Below are 17,046 nucleotides of genomic sequence, written 5' to 3' on the forward strand. Positions count from 1 at the left end.
ATCGCATTTTTAGAGTTAGGATGACCGCATGACCGACGACGACGTGGCGGCGGTGGCGGCGCTCGCCGAACCCGCGCGCCGCGAACTGGTCCGCATCCTGACCGCGGAGGGAGGCCCGCTCGGCCGCGACGAGCTGGCCGAGCGCGCCGGGCTGACGCGCGCGACGGCCGCGTTCCAGCTGGAGAAGCTCGTGGATGCCGGCGTGCTCGTCACCGAGTTCCGGCACCGCGGCGAGAAGCGCGGACCCGGCTCCGGCCGCCCCGCGAAGTTCTACTCGCTCGCCCACGACGAGCTGGTCGCCGCCGTCCCGCCGCGGCGCTACGACCTCGCCGGCGAGTTGCTCGCCGGTGCGGTGGAGCGTTCGGACAGCACCGGCCTCCCCGTCCGGGAGTGCCTGCTGGCCGTCGCCGCCGAGCAGGGCGCCGCGCGCAGCGATCCGTCCCGTCCGGTGGCCGAGACGCTCGACGGGCTCGGCTACGACCCCGTGGACGACGACGCGGGCGGCTACGTGCTCGCCAATTGCCCGTTCCACCGGCTGTCGAGCCGCCACACCGACGTGATCTGCTCCGCGAACACCGTCTTCGTTTCCGCGCTGAGCGCCGGGGCGAGCGACGGACGCGAGGCGTGGCTGGAGCCGCTGGCAGGAGGCTGCTGCGTGCGGGTGGGGGCGGCGGCGGGCGAGCAGGCGGCAGGCTAACCCTTCATCGGCCCGGCCTTCACGCTCACGACCCCGTCGATCCGGCCGAGCTCGGTGAGCAGGCGGTCGGCCTCCTTCTGCGACCCCCGGATGTGGACCGCGAGCTCGAGGTCCTGGTCCGGGAGACGGCGGAGGTCGTCCACGCGCGTGCGCAGCCCGTCCCCGGTCAGCCGGTCGAGCACGACCCCGAGCGATGCGCCGGAGGGGTCGACGCGCACGACGAGCCGGCTCTCCCCGCGCTGCCGGATCATTCGCTCGGCGGTCGGCAGCGAGCCGAGCGCGAGGAGGTGGAGGGCCGTCCCGGCGATCGCGAGCAGCGGGAGCCCGGCGCCGCACGCCATGCCGACGGCGGCGGTCATCCAGATCGAGGCCGCGGTGGTGAGCCCGACCACGTTGCCGCGGTTCACGAAGATCACCCCGGCGCCGACGAAGCCGATGCCGGTCACGACCTGCGCCGCGATCCGTCCCGGGTCGGTCGCGGGGAGGCCGAACGCGGTGAAGCCGAAGGCCGACACCAGCGTGAACAGCGCCGACCCGAGCCCGACGAGGATGTGCGTCCGCAGTCCGGCGCTCTTGAACTGCCGCTCCCGCTCGACGCCGATGACGGCCGACAGCACGAACGCGAGCAGCAGCAGGAGCAGCTGTGGCAGGAGCTCGCCGGACGGCACCCAGCCGCTCATGCCGTGCTCCTGTTCAGAACCCGCCCGCTCATGCGCCGGAGTCTAGGAGGGCGCGGCCTCCGTGGCACCCCCTGGCGCCCCTCCCGGCTGCGACCTCCGCCGCACGAACACCAGCAGGCACAGGTGTACCACGGCCAGCGCACTCGCCACCGCGACCGCCGCCAGCCAGCTCGCCGGCGTCGTCCCCGCGCTGAACAGCAGCCCGAGCACTGTCGTCGCCACGATCGCGCCCACGTAGCGGGAGGTCTGGAAGATGCCCGCCGCGACGCCCGCGTCCTGGGGGCGGGCGGCGGCGTAGAGGGCCTGGTTCATCCCGATGCTCACCACGCAGTACGGGATGCCGAGCGCCGCCGTGATCAGCAGCACCACCCACGGCGCCGTCGTCGCCGCGGCGAAGCCGAGCAGCACCGCCCCGACGATCAGCGCCGCCGCTCCCGTGAGCAGCGTCGGCCGCAGTCCGACGCCCTCGATCGCGCGTGCGGCCAGCGGCGTGATCGCGATCGTCACCGCCGCGAGCGGGAACATCAGCAGCCCGGTCACGCCCGCCGAGTAGCCGCCGTGCTCCTGGAGGTACTGCGGGAGGCCGAAGAACGCCGAGTAGTACACCGTGTTGAACACCGCGAAGCACAGGTAGACCATCAGAAGCCGGTGGTTCGCGCCCAGCAGCCGGAGGTCGAGGAACGGGTGCGCCGTGCGCAGCTCCCGCCAGACGAACAGCGCACCGGCGATCGGGACCAGCGGCAGCAGCCACCACAGCGGCGCAGGGCGCAGGTCCAGCAGGAACACCAGGAGCGCGGTCAGCGTCGCGATGAAGAGGAGGATGCCGGGCACGTCCGACTCGGCGACCACCCGGCGCAGCGGCACGCGCTCGCGTGGCGCATCCCGCGGCGCGAAGAACCGGACGCCCAGGAAGGCGAGCACGGCGAGCGGCACGTTGATCCAGAAGATCGACTGCCAGCCGAGGAACGTCACCAGCGCGCCGCCCAGCACCGGGCCGACCGCCGCGCCCGACGTGTTCGCGATCTGGATGCGGCCGAGCAGCCGGGGCGTGCCGACGCGCGTGTGCGCCGAGACGGTCCGCAGCATCGCGATCGCGGACGGGAAAGCCGTCGCTGTCCCGACCGCGAGCGCGACGCGTCCGGCGCAGACGGCGGCGAACGAGCCGGAGAAGGGGGTGGCGGCGCAGGCCAGCACGACCACGAGCATCCCGAACAGGAACAGCCGCCGCGGGCCGAACCGGTCGGCGAACCTCCCCATCAGCGGCTGGCCGGCGGCCGAGGCCAGGTAGAAGGACGTGATCACCCAGGTGACCGTCGTCACGCTCACCTGGAAGTCGCGCTGCAGCGGCACCAGCGCCACGGCGATCATCGAGGAGTTCAGCGGGTTGAGCAGCGTGCCGAGGCTGAGGGAGGCCACCGCCCAGCCCGTGCGGGCGTTGTCGGGCGGAGCGTCGGTCACCCGTCCACACTACGCGGGGCGCGGAAGGTGTCCGGTTCGCGGACCGCGGGGCGCCCCCGCCGCCGCACCGTTGTCGCGACGCCCGTGCCGTCAGGCGTCGAGGTCGGCCGTCGTGAGCGGGATGGTCGAGCGGTACGGGTACGCCGGCATCGACGAGAACTCCTCGTCGTCGTCCAGCTCGTAGACGTCGTAGGCGAGCGCGCCGGCGAAGAGGGTGGCGACCCGGATCTCGCCCGGTGGACAGCCTCCGATCAGGGGCACGACCACGACACTGTCCAGGGTGCGGCCGTCCTCGTACAGAAGTGCCGCTTTGATGGTTCGCGTGAGAGCGTCCATGACCAGACGGTACGCCGCGCCGGGCGGACATCTTGACGGCGCGCGGGCGGACGGCGAAAGTGAGAACCGGAGGGACACGCCGGGAAGGACATCCATGGGAACCCTGATCTACGACGGAGCCGACGGCTTCACCTTCGACGACCGTGTGCTCGCCCACCTTCAGGCGGTGATCGCCTCGAAGCTGCGCCGGCGCGAGGGCTTCCTGCTCATCTGGGCGGACCGCACCGGCGGCACCGAGCCGACCCTCCGCTCGATCTGGCTCGACCCGTCGATCAGCCTCCAGTTCGCCTTCACCCACCCGACGTTCCCCGAGCTCAACCGGGAGTGGCTGGCCATCCTCACCGAGAAGGCCAACGGCAACACCGGTCTGATGCTGGAGGACGCTCTGCGCGCCGAGATCCGGCAGGAAGTCCCCGAGGGGAGCTACCGCGAGTCGCGCGGCAAGAAGCAGGCCGGCTGAGATGGGCAAACTGATCTACGGCGTCGGCCGCGAGTACGAGTTCGACGACAGGACCCTCTCGCACGTCAAGATCGCGCTCGTCACCAAGCTGCGCCGCCACGAGAGCTTCCTGCTGAACTGGGAGGTCCCGGTCGAGCAGGGCGGCGGCCGGATGAGTCTCTGGATCAGCCGCGAGATCCCGCTGGCGTTCGTCTTCAACGGCTCCCGGCCTCCCGCGCTCAACGAACGCTGGATGGAGGCGCTGCTGCAGACCAGCCAGCGCACTGGCGGCATGGTGATCATGCCGGAGGATTCGGTGGAGGGCGGAGGCCCGGTCTAGGGTGGCGCGGGAGCGCTGAGAGGCGGCTCGGCGTCCGCTGCGAAGCACTCTCGCGCGCCCTGAACCGGCCTACCATCGAAGCATGGACAAGGTGGAGGGCCGGCTCGGCACTCGCGCCGAGCGAGCGGCTGAATGGCTGGACGCCAAGCTGCTCCCGGTCCTCGGTCCGCCTCCGCTGGGCCCCTACGGCCAGGAGGCGCCGAGGACGGAAGCCGCGACGTGCCCGCTGTGCGGCCGCCGGATCGACGAGCACGGGACGGAACGCGACCACGGTCATGCGTTCCTGATCTGCCCGTCGCCCGCGCGGACGCAGTTGCAGGTCGAATGAGCGACCGGTATGGAACGCTCGCGGCCCGGCCGTGAGCGTCAGGGGGAGATGCGCGCCGGGCGGGGCGGCGGGGCCAGCAGCAGGGGGATGACGCCGTAGGCGAAGGCGGCGAACGGGACGAGGATCCACGCGCCGAGGACGGCTTGCGTGGGGTCGCCGGCGCGGATCGTCAGCCACGTCGACACCAGCCACTGGGCTGCGGCGATGGCGGAGACGCTCCCGGTCGCGAGCAGGATGAGGCGGCGGGCGAGCGGGTGCGCCTGGGGGAGGAGCGCGGCGGTCGCGCCGATGACGGCGGCGATCGCGGCGACGGCGAACGTCCCGGCGAAGAACTCGTCCGTCGGGGTCGTGCGGTCGGCGGGGCCGGGGGAGGACCAGTGCGTGCCGATCGCGGGCGGGAGGCCGGGGCCCCAGGCAGCGAGGGAGGCGAGCGCGAGGGCGGCGGGGAGGAGCACCGCAGCGGCGGCCGCGAGGCGCCTCGCGTGAGCGGTCGGACGAGACACGGCGTCGGCCCCTCCCTGCCTGAAATATCCCTCAGGAAAACTATCAGCCGCCGCCCCTACGCCGCTCCCGCCCCCGGGCATAGGCTCCCCACATGAGGCACGGTTACGAGTCCCCCGAGGAGCCCGTCGGTCTGAATCCCGTGTTCTCGCGGGCCGGGGAGGCGACCGAGTTCGCGCGCTTCACACTGCCGGAGGGAGAGTCGCTGCCGGACACCGCGTTCCAGGTGGTGCACGACGAGGCGATGCTCGACGGGAACGCGCGGTTGAACCTCGCCACCTTCGTCGGCACCTGGATGGAGGATCAGGCCGGGCGGCTGTACTCCGAGGCGGTGGACAAGAACATCGTCGACAAGGACGAGTACCCGCAGACCGCGGCTATCGAGACGCGGTGCTGGCGGATGCTGGCCGGGCTGTGGAACGCGCCGGCGCCCGAGCAGTCGATCGGCACCTCCACCATCGGGTCTTCTGAGGCCTGCATGCTGGGCGGGCTCGCGCTCAAGCGGCGCTGGCAGCAGCGCAGGCGGGCGGCCGGGCTGTCCACCGAGAAGCCGAACCTCGTGATGAGCGCCGCGGTGCAGGTGTGCTGGGAGAAGTTCTGCAACTACTTCGAGGTCGAGCCGCGGTTCGTGCCGATCTCGCTCGACCACAAGACGCTCGACGGCGTCGGGCTCGACGCGTTCGTGGACGAGAACACGATCGGTGTCGTCGCGATCATGGGCGTCACATACACCGGGATGTACGAGCCGGTGAAGGCGATCAGCGACGCGCTCGACGCGATCCAGGCGAGGACCGGGCTGGACATCCCGATCCACGTCGACGGAGCCTCCGGGGCGATGGTCGCGCCGTTCATCCAACCCGATATCGTCTGGGACTTCCGGCTGGAGCGGGTGGCCTCCATCAACACCTCCGGGCACAAGTACGGGCTCGTCTATCCCGGCATCGGCTGGGTGGTCTGGCGTGACGCCGGCCTGCTGCCGGAGGAGCTGATCTTCAAGGTCAGCTACCTCGGCGGCGAGATGCCGACGTTCGGGATCAACTTCTCCCGGCCGGGCGCGCAGGTGCTGCTGCAGTACTACCAGTTCCTGCGCCTCGGGTTCGACGGCTACACGCGCGTGCAGGCGGCCTCCCGGGACGTCGCCCGCTACCTGGCGGACGAGGTGCGGGCGCTCGACCGCTTCGACATCTGGACGGACGGCAGCGACATCCCGGTCGCGGCGTGGCAGCTGCGGGCCGACCACGACGCGCCGTGGACGCTCTACGACCTGTCGATGCGGCTGCGGACGCGCGGCTGGCTCGTACCCGCCTACCCGATGCCGGAGGCGCTCACCGATGTGACGGTGCAGCGCGCCGTGGTGCGCAATGGGCTCAGCCGCGACCTCGCGGGCGGGCTGGTCGACGCGATCCGGACCAGCGTGCAGGAGCTCGACCAGCTGAAGGCGCCGATGCCGGGGCCGGATCGGGTGGCGTTCCACCACTAACGCCCGCTGTGTGTCACGGCAGCAGCGCGATCTTCCCTCCGGGGTGCCCCTCGGCCAGGAAGCGTAGCGCCTCCGGAGCCTCGGCGAGCGGATACGTGCGTGCGATCGGGACCTGCAGCCGCCCCTCCGCCGCGAGCGCGAGCAGCCGCGGCCGCACCGCGTCGCGGAAGGCGGCGCTCTCCGGCTGTGCGCCGAAAATAGAGTGGAAGCCGTCCTTCCCGGCACGGCCGGAGGCGACGATCGTCACGATCCGGTCGCGGTCCTCCACCAGTTCGAGGGAGACGTCGACCGCCTCGTCCGTGCCGACGGTGTCGAGGGCGGCGGCGATCGGGCCCTGCGCGGCCTCCCGCACCCGGTCGGCGAGGCCGGGGCCGTAGGCGACGGGATGGCCGCCGAAGCGCCGCACGCGGGCGAAGCTGCCCTCGCTCGCGGTGCCGATGACGTGCGCGCCCAGCTCCGCGGCCTGCTGCAGCACGCTCACCCCGACGGCGCCGGACGCGCCGTGGACGAGGATGGTGTCCCCGGCGCCGACGTGCGTCACGTCGAGCATCTGCGCGGCCGTCGCCCCGGCCAGCATCAGGTTGGCCGCCTCCTCGTCCGAGAGCGCGGCCGGCTTGGCGAACACGTCGGACGCCGGGACGGTGACCTCGGTCGCATAGCCGCCCTGGATCCGGAACGCGACCACCGCGTCGCCGGGCTCGCCGCCTCCGGAGGCCAGCTCGGTGTCCGGCCCGAGCTCCACCAGCTCGCCGGCCACCTCGTAGCCGATCGGCACCGGCAGTTCGAGGCCGGGACGCGGGCCGGCGACATGCTTGTAGTCGGCCGGGTTGACGCCCGCGGCGCGCACCCGGATCGTCGCCTCGCCCGGTCCCGGACGCGGGACCTCCCGCTCGGCGAACGTCCACGTGTCGGGGGAACCCCACTGCTCTGCCAACCACACTCGTGCCATGGCGACAGTCAACGCGCGGAGGCTGGGTGCGGGCTCAGACTGTCGCGTCCGTCTTGCCGCGGCCGAACCACGTCGCGCCGCGCCCGACCCACAGCGGCAGGGCGATCGCGACCGCGAGTCCCATCGAGAGGATGCCGGCGACCGGTTGCGTCGTGAGCGCCGTGTAGAGCCCGACGCCGAGGTGGATGACGCTCGCGAGCAGCACGATCACGCGCGCGAGATCCACGCCGCGGAACACGCCGAACCCGACCGCGAGGTACGCGATCGCGACGATCAGGTAGCCGATCGTGGACACCAGGATGTTCCCGGTCTCGCCGGCGGGGAGGACTCCGCGGATCGCCGCGAGGACGATCAGCAGGACACTGAGGATCAGCTCGATCGTGCCGACCAGCCAGCAGAGGACGGCGACCGCCGTGACGACGCCGGGGCGGTCGGCGTTGCGGTCGCGGGCCGCACCGGCGGGGTCCCCGGTGCTCATGACGCCGACACCGAGTCCGACGCCCTGCCGCTGTGCCGGGCGCGGCGCGACCGGGCGGGGGCGAGGCGGAGCACCTGGGCGGTGGAGCTGTCGTCGAGCTCGACCAGGTTGTTGCGCGACTTGATGAAGTCGCTGAACGACCGGTAGCCGAGCGCCTTCTCGCTGAACGACGGGTCCATGCGTTTCATCTGGCTCTTCACCGAGGAGGAGTGCAGCCACTCGGTGTCGTCCTTCTCGTGGCCGAGCTGCATCGCCCGGGCGAGGAGGCGCGTGGCGACGACCTGCGGGTCCTCGGCAGCCTCCTCCTCGTCGGCCTCCGGCTCGGGGGCGGCGGCCTTCCGCTTGCGGGTGGGGCGCTTCGCGGGCTCGGCCGGCTGCTCGGCGACGGCGTCCTCGGCGGAGGTCGCGGCCGAGCGGGCCGCCCGCCCGCGGGACGCGCGTGCTGGGTCGGCTCCGGTCTCCTCGCCGGTCGTCTCCGCGGCGGCGTCGGTCTCGGCGGCCTCGGTCTCGACGGCCTCCGTCTCGGCGGCTTCCGTCTCTGCGGCCTCGTCGCGGGCGATGCCCGGGAGGTCGTCGTAGCTGACGAACTCGTCGCACGCGGCCGCGAGCGAACGGGCCGTCGAGCCCGCGACGCCGATGCCGATCACATAGCGGCCGAGGCGCTTGATCCGCTGGGCCAGCGGGATGTAGTCGGAGTCGCCGGCCACGATGACGACGTGCGTGAGCTCGGGGAGCCGGAACAGGTCCTCCACCGCGTCGACGGCGAGGCGGATGTCGGCGCCGTTCTTCGCGTAGGCCGCGGCGGGGAAGAGCTGCACCAGGTCGACGGCGCGCCCGACGAGCTGGCCGCGGTACTCGGCGTTCACGGCGGCGGACCAGTCGGCGTACGCGCGGGTGAGCACGAGGGTGCCGAAGGAGGACGCGAAGTCGATGACCGCGCCCAGGTCGACGCGGGCCTCCGCGAGCTTCGCGACGAAGGCGGGCTTCGGCTGCGTGCCCGACTTCTGCCGGTCGCGCATGAACGACCCGCGGCCGTGGACCTGGTCGTAACGCGAGATGACGATGTTGTCGAAGTCGATATAGACCGCGACGCGGCCGTCCCCGGGTTCGCTCATGCTGTCACGATATCCCGCGGGCTGGCCCCGCCCCAGACGCCATGTCGACAACGGAGGACTTCGGCCGCGACACGCCGCCCGCCCGCAGCCAACGGAGGAGATCGGGGCTTGCGGAGGGGGGAAGTCCTCCGTTGGCTGCGGGCTGGGGGATGTGGTGGTGGTGGGGAGTGCGCTGCTAACGGAGGAGATCGGGGTGTGGGGTGGGCCGATCTCCTCCGCTGGCTGCTGGTGGGTGGGGTGGTGAGGTGGGTGTCCTCCGTTAACCGCGGTCCGCGTAGCGGTCGGCGACGGTGAGGGCGGCGTCGATCGCGGCGAGGCCGCGGCGGAGGTCATCCTCTTCGATCACCAGGGGCGGGGCGATGTGGACGCGGTTGAAGTGGGTGAACGGCCAGACACCCGCGGCCTTGCACGCGGCGGCGACCTCGCCCATCGGGGCCGCGTCCGCGCCGGCGGCGTTGAACGGGACCAGCGGTTCGCGCGTCTCGCGGTCGCGCACCAGCTCCAGCGCCCAGAACAGGCCGCGGCCGCGGACCTCGCCGAGCGAGGGGTGACGGTCGAGCCAGGCGGTGATCTCCGGCTCCACGACGCGCTCGCCGAGGTCGCGCACCCGCTCCAGGATGCCGTCGCGCTCGAACACGTCGAACGTCGCGACGCCTGCCGCGCACGCCAGCGGGTGGCCCGAGTAGGTCAGGCCGCCCTGGAAGGAGACCTCGTCGAAGAAGGAGGCGATCGCGTCCGAGATGACCACGCCGCCGAGCGGGACGTAGCCGGAGTTGACGCCCTTCGCGAAGGTGATCAGGTCGGGGACGACATCGAACGCGTCGACCGCGAACCACTCGCCGACGCGGCCGAAGCCGACCATCACCTCGTCGGCGATGTAGACGATCCCGTACTTGTCGCAGAGCGCGCGCACGCCGGCGAGGTAGCCGGGCGGCGGCATGAGCACGCCGTTGGTCCCGACGATCGTCTCCAGGATGATCGCTGCGACTGTCGCGGCGCCCTCCAGCACGATCACGCTCTCGAGGTGCTCGAGCGCGCGCTGCGTCTCCTCTTCCGGGGTGGTGGAGTGGAAGGCCGACCGATACAGGTACGGGCCGAAGAAGTGCGCGACGGACGGGTCGCTCGGCTCGTTCGCCCAGCGCCGGGGGTCGCCGGTCAGCGAGATCGCCGTCGCCGTACCGCCGTGGTACGAGCGGTACATCGACAGGACCTTGCGGCGGCCGGTCACCCGGCGGGCCATGCGCACGGCATATTCGTTGGCGTCGGCGCCGCCGTTGGTGAAGAACACCCGGTTCAGCGTGCCGGGCGCGACGCGGGCGATCCGGCGGGCCAACTCGCCGCGGACGTCGTTCGCCATCGAGGGCTGGACGGTCGCGAGCCGGCCGGCCTGCTGCTGGATGGCGGCGACGAGGTCGGGATGCTGGTGGCCGAGGTTGAGGTTGACCAGCTGCGAGCTGAAGTCCAGGTACGCGTTGCCCTGGTAGTCCCAGAACGTCGAGCCCTCGCCCGCGGCGATGGGCAGCGGATCGATCTTCGCCTGCGCGCTCCAGGAGTGGAAGACGTGGCTGCGGTCGTCGCTGCGCACCTGGGTCTCGGCGTCGGCGTCACCGAACGTGTGCGAGATCCCGTGTCGGTCGGTGAAGCCGGTACGGACAGTGCTGTCGATGGTGTCGGTCATGGCGGTGACTTCTTTCAGGCTTCAGGAGTTGCCGGGGAACGCGAGCTCGATCTTCGAGTGCACCGGGTCGGGCCAGCGCGTCGTGACGACCTTGCTGCGCGTGTAGAAGTGGAACGACTCGGGGCCGTAGATGTGCGAGTCACCGAACAGCGAGTTCTTCCAGCCGCCGAACGAGTAGGCGCCGATCGGCACCGGGATCGGGACGTTGATGCCGACCATGCCGACCTCCACGTCGAACTCGAACTGCCGGGCCGCGCCGCCGTCGCGGGTGAACAGTGCGACGCCGTTGCCGTACGGGTTGGCGTTGATGAGCGCAACGGCCTCCTCGAACGTGTCGACCCGGACGACCGAGAGGACCGGGCCGAAGATCTCGTCGTCGTAGACCGCGGTGCCGGGCTCGACGTGGTCCACCAGGCTGACGCCGACGAAGAAGCCGTCGTTGTCGAACTGCTGGGCCGTGCCGTCCACGACGACCGTCGCGCCCTCGGCGGCGGCCTTCGCGACGTAGGACGCGACCTTGTCGCGGTGCTCGCGCGTGATGAGCGGGCCCATCTCGCTGGCCGGGTCGGTGCCCGGGCCGATCGCGAGCGCGCCGAGCCGGCGCTGGATGGCCGGGACGAGCCGGTCGCCCGCCTCGCCCACCGCGACCAGCACGCTGACCGCCATGCAGCGCTCGCCGGCCGAGCCGTAGGCGGCCGAGACGGCGGCGTCGGCCGCGGCCTCGATGTCGGCGTCCTCCAGGACGACCATGTGGTTCTTGGCCCCGCCGAGCGCCTGGACGCGCTTGCCGTTGGCGGCGGCGCGCTGGTAGATGGAGCGGGCGATCGGGGTCGAGCCGACGAACGAGACGGCCGCGACGTCGGGGGAGTCGAGCAGGGTGTCGACCGCCTCCTTGTCGCCGTGCACGACGTTGAGCACGCCGGCCGGCAGGCCGGCCTCGGCGAACAGCTTCGCCAGGAAGACGGACGCCGACGGGTCCTTCTCGCTCGGTTTGAGCACGACGGTGTTGCCGCAGGCGATCGCGCTGGCGACCATCCAGAGCGGCACCATGACCGGGAAGTTGAACGGCGTGATGCACGCGACGACGCCGACCGGCTGCTTGACGCTGTGCACGTCGATGCCGGTGGAGACCTGCTCGCTGTACTCGCCCTTGAGCTTGTCGATGAGTCCGGAGGCGAACTCGACGTTCTCGAGCCCGCGCGCGATCTCGCCCGCGGCGTCGGAGAGCACCTTGCCGTGCTCGCTCGTGACGATAGCGGCGAGCTCGGAGCGGCGCTCGGTGAGGAGGTGGCGGAGGCGGAACATCACGTCGGCGCGCTTGGTCAGGCTGGTGGCGCGCCAGCCCGGGAGGGCGGCCTTCGCCGCAGCGATCGCGGCCTCGGTCTCTGCGGCGCTGGCGAGCACGACGTCGTGCTGCCGGACGCCGGTGGCGGGGTCGAAGACGGGGCCGAGGCGGGCCGGGTCGCCGGACTCCTCGCCGTTCACGAAGTGGCGGATGAGGGCCACGGGATCCTCCTGAAGTCGCTGCGCCGGACGGAATGCCCGGCGGGGGAAGTAGGCTTGCAATCCCCATGATCACAGAGCAGAGGAGCGATCGATGAGGCCAGATCGTCGGGCGTTCGGGCAAGACGAGACAGTTCGTCCGGCACCAGAGCGGATGATCCTGCCGACCGTGCGCGAGGTGCTGCGGATGGACCCGGTGGCCGACGCGCTTCCGGAGGTCCTGGCCGGCGAGGCCGGCCTCGACATCCTGGTGCGCTGGGTGCACGTCGCCGAGACGGCGGAGGTGGCGCGGCTGGTCTCCGGCGGCGAGCTGCTGCTGGCGACGGGCCTCGGCTGGCCGCGCGACGCCCGCGCATTGCGGGCGCTCGGCCGCGACCTGGCGGAGGCCGAGATCGCCGGCCTCGTGCTCGAACTGGGCGACCGCACGCCGCAGGCGCCGGAGCCGCTGGTGGCGGAGTTCCGGGCGGCGGGGCTGCCGTTCGTGGTCCTGCACCGCGAGGCGCGCTTCGTCGCGATCACCGAGGCGGTGCACGCCAGGATCATCGACGACCAGTCCGTCGCGCTACGGGCCAGGGACGAGATCCGCGAACTGTTCACCGGGCTCAGCCTCCGCGGCAGCCCGGCCGACTTCATCGTGGCGCAGGCGGCGCGCGTGCTCGGCTGCCCTGTGGTGCTGGAGGACACCGGCCACCAGGTGCTCGTCGCCGAGAACGTGGGCGACGGCGAGGCGGAGCTGGAGCGCTGGGAGCAGCGCTCGCGGGCCGCACACCGGGGAGCGGGAGAGCCGGGCTGGACGCTGACGCCGGTGGAGGCGCGCGGGATGCGCTGGGGCCACCTGGTCGCGCTGCCGGGCGAACCGCATCCCGCCGGCCGGTCGAGCGTCCTGGAGCAGGCCGCGGTCGCGCTCGCGCTCAGCCGGCTGGCCGACCGCGACGAGGAGGAGTGGACCCGCCGCAGCCACGACGCGCTGCTGACGGCGCTGCTGGGGCGGCGGTTCGCGGGCGACGGCGGGATGGCCGCGCGGTTCGAGGCGTCCGGGTTCCCGATCGCCGGGCGCGCGCTCGCCGGTGTCGCGGTGCGCACCCGGTCGGGGCGGGTGGAGGCCGGGGTGGAGGCCACGGCGCTGGAGGCCGCGAAGGCGGCCGGGTCGGAGGCCATCGCCGCGCGGCATCCCGGAGCCCCCGGGCTGCTCGTGGTCGCGGTGTCGTCGCGGACCGGCCGCCCCGGCGCGGACGCGGTGGCCGACGCGCTCGCCGGCGGGGACGCCGCGGTGGTCGGGGTGGGCTCGGACGCGCACGGCATCCCCGGCCTGCTGTCGTCGGTCGAGGAGGCTGTCGAGCTGACCGGCCGCGGGGGCGGCGGCCGCGGACGGCACGCCGTCGTTCAGCGCGCCGAGAGCCGCCCGCTGCTGCGCCTGGTCACGGCGTTCGGCGACGATCCGCGGCTGCAGGAGTACGCCGAGCGGATGCTGCGGCCGCTGATCGAGCACGACCTCGCCAACGACGGCGACCTGATCGAGGTGCTGCGGGCGTACCTCAGCCACCCCGGCAACCGGACGCGAGCGGCCGCGGCCAGCCACCTCTCCCGGTCGGTGTTCTACCAGCGGATCGCCCTCATCGAGGACCTGCTCGGCCTCGACCTGGACGACGGGGAGACCATCGGGGCGCTGCACGCCGCGGTGCTGGCGCGTCGCGTGCGGGGCTGACGCCGTGCACCCCCGGCACGCGATTCCGCACGAATGTCGCGAAACGGCGCGCCATTCGCCACATTCGACACGAATGCGGGCTCGGGATGCGCCGCCGCATGGCCGCGATTCGTCACGAATGTCGCGAAACCGAGCGGCGTTCGCTACATTCGGCACGAATGTCGCTTGCGCGTCAGCCGGCCGGGGTCAGGTACACCTTGCGCAGCGTATCGGTCACCGTCCACACGGTGCGGTCGCCGGCCGTCAGCCGCACCACGTCGCCGACGCCCAGCTCCAGGCGGCGGCCGGTGTCGGGGAAGTCGACGCGCGCCCGGCCGGCGATGACGACGAACACCTCGTCGGCCTCCACGTCGGTCGCGGCGCCCGGCGCCATCTCCCAGACGCCGATCTCCAGCCCGGCGAACGTGCCGAGCTCGGCGAGGGCCGTCAGCGGATCGTCCGGCGACGGCTCCAGGGGCAGCCCGCGAGCGGGGACGGCGCCCGTCGCGCCCAGCATCCCGCTCACGAGTCGAACCCCAGTCCGACGGCGTCGAGCGTTCGGAGGAACAGGTTGCGCCGGCCCTCGCGGTGGTCGGCGCGGTCGAGCGACCACCGGGTCAGGTTGATGCCGACGGAGGCCGCAGGCTCGGGCGGGAACGGCAGCGGCCGGCTGCGGACCATCTCCAGGCTCGTCCGCTCGGTCTCCCGCCCGGCCAGCAGGTCGAGCATCACCTGGGCGCCGAAGTGGGTCGCGGCGACGCCGAGGCCCGTGTAGCCGGTGGCGTAGGCGACGGTGCCGCCCCGCGCCGTGCCGAAGAACGCGCAGAACCGGCTGCAGGTGTCGATCGCGCCGGCCCAGCGGTTCGTGAAGGTGAGCCCTTCGAGCTGCGGGAAGGTCGTGAAGAAGTGCGCGGCCAGCGTGCGGAAGGTCGCCGGCCGGTCCTCGTACCGCTCGCGCACCCGGCCGCCGTAGTGGTACACCGCGTCGTAGCCGCCGAACAGGATCCGGTTGTCGCGGGTGAGCCGGTAGTAGTGGAACTGGTTGGCCGAGTCGCCGAGGCCCTGCCTGCCGGACCAGCCGATCGCGGCGAGCTGCGCCGGGCTCAGCGGCTCGGTCATCAGCACGTAGTCGTAGACCGGCACGGTCGCGAGGCGGTTGCGCTTGAGCAGGCTCGGGAAGACGTTGGTGGCGAGGGCGGTGCGCTTCGAGCGGACCACCCCCTCCGGCGTGTAGAGCGTCGTGCCCTCGCCGATTCCCTCCACCGGGGAGTGCTCGAACAGCTCGACGCCGGCCGCCTCGCAGGCGCGGGCCAGCGCACGGGCCAGCTTGGCGGGGTGGACGAGCGCCGAGTCGCGGGTGCGCAGCAGGCCGCCGAGGTAGGTGGGGGAGTGCACCTCGGCCTGCACGGCCTCCCGGTCGAGGAACCTCGCGTCCTCGCCGTCGGCCTCCCGCAGCCACTCGACCTGGTGCGGCTCGGTCGCGAGGTCGATCGCGCCGTTCCGCTCGAACTCGGCGTCCAGGCCGAGCTCCGCGATCGTCGCCTCGATCTCGTCCAGGTTCGCCATCCCGAGCCGCTGCAGCTCGTCGAACTCGTGACCGAAGCGCGTGCGGCCGTTCTCGTCGCCGTGTGTGAGGCTCGCCTCGCAGAAACCGCCGTTGCGCCCGGAGGCCGCCCAGCCGATCCGGCGGCCCTCCAGCAGCACCACGCGCGCCGCGGGGTTCTCGCGCTTGGCGAGCAGCGCGGTCCAGAGCCCGGTGTAGCCGCCGCCGACGACGGCGAGGTCGCACTGGATGTCGCCGCGGAACCGCGGGTAGGCGTCGCCGGGGGCGTCCTCGATCCAGAACACGGCCTGCCGGGCCGGGGCGAGCGCGTGGCTCACCACGGCCGCCTGCGGTGCCTGTCGTTCGAACACGGTCGTCGTCACGCGGATGCCCTTCCTGGTGCGGTGGTCGGTTCCTGGTGCCGCCCATTCTGCCGGGGACCGCTCCGGATGTCCGTCGCGAATCCGCCGCGACTCCGGGCAGACCGTCCGGCGCGCGCCTGGAACGATCGCAGACGACACGCGGGCTGAACCGCTTCAGTTCGGGGTACTCTTGGCCCGATCGGCAGCGCGGAGCGGCCGGCGCGAGAGGAGCACGACGTGGTGTCAGCGACCCGGGTGACGATCGGCGGCCTCGCCGACCGGCTGGGCCTGTCCAAGGCGTCGGTGTCGTATGCGCTGAACGGCCAGCCCGGGGTGAGCGACGAGACGCGGCGCCGCGTGCTCGACCTCGCCGACGAGCTCGGCTGGCATCCCTCCTCCAGCGCCCGCGCGCTCTCCCGGGCGCGGTCCGACGCGATCGGCATCGTGCTGCGCCGCGACCCCGGGCTGCTCGGCACCGAGCCGTACTACATGAGCCTGCTGGCCGGCGTGGAGGCCGAGCTGGCCGAGAGCGGCCAGTCGCTGCTGCTGCGGATGGTCGGCGCCTCCGGCGGCCAGGACCTCGCCGCCTACCGCCGCTGGAGCGCCGAGCAGCGCGTCGACGGCGTCATGCTCTTCGACATCACCGTCGGCGACCCGCGGCCTGCCCTCCTCGACCAGCTCGGGCTGGCGTTCGTGCTGCACGGCAACGACGAGAGCGTCGCGCCCGGCCGCGTGCTGGTCTACGACGCGTGGGGAGACGCGCACATCCTGGTCGAGCACCTGCACGCGCTCGGGCACCGCCGCATCCTGCACCTCCAGGGGCCGGCGGAGTTCGAGCACGAGCGCGAGCGCGCCGACGCGATCGCGCGGTTCGCCGCCGAGAACGGGATGCAGGCGTCGTCCGAACCGTCCGACTACTCGATGGAGGCCGGCGAGCGAATCGCGGCCGCGCACGCGGCCGACCCGTCGCTGTCCGCGCTGGTCACCTCCAACGACCTCCTCGCGCTCGGGGCGCAGGCCGCCCTCAGCCGTGCCGGACGCGACGACGTGGCCCTGGTCAGCTGGGACGACTCGCTGATCTGCCGGCTCGGCTCGCGCCCGCTGACCGCGCTGGCGCGGTTCCCGGAGGAGCAGGGCAGGCGCGCCACCCGGATGCTGCTGGACGAGCTCGCGGACGTGCAGACGCGGACGCACACGGCGCGCGCATCGGAGCTGGTGGTGCGCTCGACCAGCGTGCGCGCCGGCGTCTGAGCGCCGGTCTCACCCGCGTCCGCGCCGCGACGAGCGCCGACCTCACCCAGCGTCCCCGCCCGGTTTCACACCCTGACCAGGGCTGGCGGAAACGTATCCGATATACCCCCAAAACTTGGGGTGTCAACGCTTGAGGTTACTGAACCGGTTCAGTTAGTATCGCCGTGGCGTCAGGTGCGCTCCCCGGGGACGGGAGCGGCGAAACGCCCATCAAGAGACGAAGG

At 72.6% G+C, this 17,046-nt stretch carries 18 protein-coding genes; 7 read left to right on the forward strand and 11 right to left on the reverse strand.

From position 1 onward, the window contains the following. Positions 1-28 precede the first annotated feature (28 nt). Positions 29-697, forward strand: a complete 669-nt coding sequence (locus tag F1C12_RS00485) for a helix-turn-helix transcriptional regulator (protein WP_185276937.1) — start codon at positions 29-31, stop codon at positions 695-697. On the opposite strand, the gene F1C12_RS00490 is transcribed toward F1C12_RS00485, so the two are convergent. The 3 genes from F1C12_RS00490 to F1C12_RS00500 form a co-directional block, all read right to left on the reverse strand. Then, positions 694-1,377, reverse strand: coding sequence for an MgtC/SapB family protein (locus F1C12_RS00490; protein ID WP_185276938.1), 684 nt, complete (start codon positions 1,375-1,377; stop codon positions 694-696). The two genes, F1C12_RS00485 and F1C12_RS00490, sit on opposite strands and share 4 nt — an antisense overlap. Positions 1,378-1,419: 42 nt before the next feature. Then, positions 1,420-2,835: an MFS transporter gene (locus tag F1C12_RS00495; protein WP_185276939.1), complete on the reverse strand. Its 1,416-nt coding sequence runs from the start codon at positions 2,833-2,835 to the stop codon at positions 1,420-1,422. A gap of 90 nt (positions 2,836-2,925) precedes the next feature. Beyond that, entirely contained in the window at positions 2,926-3,171 is a 246-nt protein-coding gene (locus F1C12_RS00500) for a hypothetical protein (RefSeq protein WP_185276940.1), read from the reverse strand. 94 nt (positions 3,172-3,265) lie between these two features. On the opposite strand from F1C12_RS00500, the gene F1C12_RS00505 reads away from it, so the two are divergent. The 3 genes from F1C12_RS00505 (at position 3,266) to F1C12_RS00515 (ending at position 4,278) form a co-directional block, all read left to right on the forward strand. Next, the gene (locus F1C12_RS00505; RefSeq protein WP_185276941.1) at positions 3,266-3,631 is read left to right on the forward strand and encodes a DUF7882 family protein; all 366 of its coding nucleotides are present in this window, start codon (positions 3,266-3,268) and stop codon (positions 3,629-3,631) included. 1 nt (position 3,632) lies between these two features. Then, positions 3,633-3,950 (forward strand): DUF7882 family protein, encoded by a 318-nt coding sequence (locus F1C12_RS00510; RefSeq protein WP_185276942.1) that lies wholly within the window; start codon positions 3,633-3,635, stop codon positions 3,948-3,950. An 82-nt stretch (positions 3,951-4,032) separates the two neighbouring features. Further along, a complete protein-coding gene (locus F1C12_RS00515; RefSeq protein WP_185276943.1) occupies positions 4,033-4,278 on the forward strand; it encodes a hypothetical protein in 246 nt (81 codons plus the stop codon). 38 nt (positions 4,279-4,316) lie between these two features. Here the strand turns inward: F1C12_RS00515 and F1C12_RS00520 are convergent, their stop codons facing one another. After that, positions 4,317-4,781 carry a hypothetical protein gene (locus F1C12_RS00520; protein WP_185276944.1) on the reverse strand — a complete coding sequence of 155 codons (465 nt, stop codon included), beginning with the start codon at positions 4,779-4,781 and terminating at the stop codon, positions 4,317-4,319. Between the two features lie 92 nt (positions 4,782-4,873). Between F1C12_RS00520 and F1C12_RS00525 the strand changes: the two genes are divergently transcribed. Next, entirely contained in the window at positions 4,874-6,259 is a 1,386-nt protein-coding gene (locus F1C12_RS00525) for a glutamate decarboxylase (protein ID WP_185276945.1), read from the forward strand. Between the two features lie 13 nt (positions 6,260-6,272). Here the strand turns inward: F1C12_RS00525 and F1C12_RS00530 are convergent, their stop codons facing one another. The 5 genes from F1C12_RS00530 to F1C12_RS00550 form a co-directional block, all read right to left on the reverse strand. After that, positions 6,273-7,208 carry a quinone oxidoreductase family protein gene (locus F1C12_RS00530; RefSeq protein ID WP_185276946.1) on the reverse strand — a complete coding sequence of 312 codons (936 nt, stop codon included), beginning with the start codon at positions 7,206-7,208 and terminating at the stop codon, positions 6,273-6,275. Positions 7,209-7,242: 34 nt separating this feature from the next. Beyond that, on the reverse strand, positions 7,243-7,686 hold the full coding sequence (locus F1C12_RS00535; protein ID WP_185276947.1) for a hypothetical protein: 444 nt from the start codon (positions 7,684-7,686) through the stop codon (positions 7,243-7,245). Then, positions 7,683-8,801 (reverse strand): NYN domain-containing protein, encoded by a 1,119-nt coding sequence (locus tag F1C12_RS00540; protein ID WP_185276948.1) that lies wholly within the window; start codon positions 8,799-8,801, stop codon positions 7,683-7,685. Before F1C12_RS00540 ends, F1C12_RS00535 begins: the two co-directional genes overlap by 4 nt. A 259-nt stretch (positions 8,802-9,060) precedes the next feature. Then, positions 9,061-10,479, reverse strand: coding sequence for an aspartate aminotransferase family protein (locus F1C12_RS00545; RefSeq protein WP_185276949.1), 1,419 nt, complete (start codon positions 10,477-10,479; stop codon positions 9,061-9,063). Positions 10,480-10,500: 21 nt separating this feature from the next. Next, positions 10,501-11,985, reverse strand: coding sequence for a CoA-acylating methylmalonate-semialdehyde dehydrogenase (locus F1C12_RS00550; RefSeq protein ID WP_185276950.1), 1,485 nt, complete (start codon positions 11,983-11,985; stop codon positions 10,501-10,503). Between the two features lie 151 nt (positions 11,986-12,136). Here F1C12_RS00550 and F1C12_RS00555 point away from each other — a divergent pair, with 151 nt between their 5' ends. Next, entirely contained in the window at positions 12,137-13,687 is a 1,551-nt protein-coding gene (locus tag F1C12_RS00555; protein WP_185276951.1) for a PucR family transcriptional regulator, read from the forward strand. Between the two features lie 172 nt (positions 13,688-13,859). On the opposite strand, the gene F1C12_RS00560 is transcribed toward F1C12_RS00555, so the two are convergent. Together F1C12_RS00560 and F1C12_RS00565 are read right to left on the reverse strand one after the other, a co-directional pair. Next, entirely contained in the window at positions 13,860-14,183 is a 324-nt protein-coding gene (locus tag F1C12_RS00560) for a cupin domain-containing protein (protein ID WP_185278701.1), read from the reverse strand. 5 nt (positions 14,184-14,188) lie between these two features. After that, positions 14,189-15,592 (reverse strand): NAD(P)/FAD-dependent oxidoreductase, encoded by a 1,404-nt coding sequence (locus F1C12_RS00565; RefSeq protein ID WP_185276952.1) that lies wholly within the window; start codon positions 15,590-15,592, stop codon positions 14,189-14,191. A 216-nt stretch (positions 15,593-15,808) separates the two neighbouring features. Between F1C12_RS00565 and F1C12_RS00570 the strand changes: the two genes are divergently transcribed. Further along, entirely contained in the window at positions 15,809-16,822 is a 1,014-nt protein-coding gene (locus F1C12_RS00570; protein ID WP_258046062.1) for a LacI family DNA-binding transcriptional regulator, read from the forward strand. Positions 16,823-17,046 lie beyond the last annotated feature (224 nt).

The organism is Leifsonia shinshuensis, from assembly GCF_014217625.1.
In the GTDB taxonomy this organism is placed as follows: Bacteria; Actinomycetota; Actinomycetes; order Actinomycetales; family Microbacteriaceae; genus Leifsonia; species Leifsonia shinshuensis_A.

What these genes read in the sequence shown, in the direction of transcription:
- F1C12_RS00485 (WP_185276937.1), top strand. Translation starts at nt 29, where the DNA reads ATGACCGACGACGACGTGGCGGCGGTGGCGGCGCTCGCCGAACCCGCG.
- F1C12_RS00490 (WP_185276938.1), bottom strand. Translation starts at nt 1,377, where the DNA reads ATGAGCGGCTGGGTGCCGTCCGGCGAGCTCCTGCCACAGCTGCTCCTG.
- F1C12_RS00500 (WP_185276940.1), bottom strand. Translation starts at nt 3,171, where the DNA reads ATGGACGCTCTCACGCGAACCATCAAAGCGGCACTTCTGTACGAGGAC.
- F1C12_RS00505 (WP_185276941.1), top strand. Translation starts at nt 3,266, where the DNA reads ATGGGAACCCTGATCTACGACGGAGCCGACGGCTTCACCTTCGACGAC.
- F1C12_RS00510 (WP_185276942.1), top strand. Translation starts at nt 3,633, where the DNA reads ATGGGCAAACTGATCTACGGCGTCGGCCGCGAGTACGAGTTCGACGAC.
- F1C12_RS00515 (WP_185276943.1), top strand. Translation starts at nt 4,033, where the DNA reads ATGGACAAGGTGGAGGGCCGGCTCGGCACTCGCGCCGAGCGAGCGGCT.
- F1C12_RS00525 (WP_185276945.1), top strand. Translation starts at nt 4,874, where the DNA reads ATGAGGCACGGTTACGAGTCCCCCGAGGAGCCCGTCGGTCTGAATCCC.
- F1C12_RS00530 (WP_185276946.1), bottom strand. Translation starts at nt 7,208, where the DNA reads ATGGCACGAGTGTGGTTGGCAGAGCAGTGGGGTTCCCCCGACACGTGG.
- F1C12_RS00535 (WP_185276947.1), bottom strand. Translation starts at nt 7,686, where the DNA reads ATGAGCACCGGGGACCCCGCCGGTGCGGCCCGCGACCGCAACGCCGAC.
- F1C12_RS00540 (WP_185276948.1), bottom strand. Translation starts at nt 8,801, where the DNA reads ATGAGCGAACCCGGGGACGGCCGCGTCGCGGTCTATATCGACTTCGAC.
- F1C12_RS00545 (WP_185276949.1), bottom strand. Translation starts at nt 10,479, where the DNA reads ATGACCGACACCATCGACAGCACTGTCCGTACCGGCTTCACCGACCGA.
- F1C12_RS00555 (WP_185276951.1), top strand. Translation starts at nt 12,137, where the DNA reads ATGATCCTGCCGACCGTGCGCGAGGTGCTGCGGATGGACCCGGTGGCC.
- F1C12_RS00560 (WP_185278701.1), bottom strand. Translation starts at nt 14,183, where the DNA reads ATGCTGGGCGCGACGGGCGCCGTCCCCGCTCGCGGGCTGCCCCTGGAG.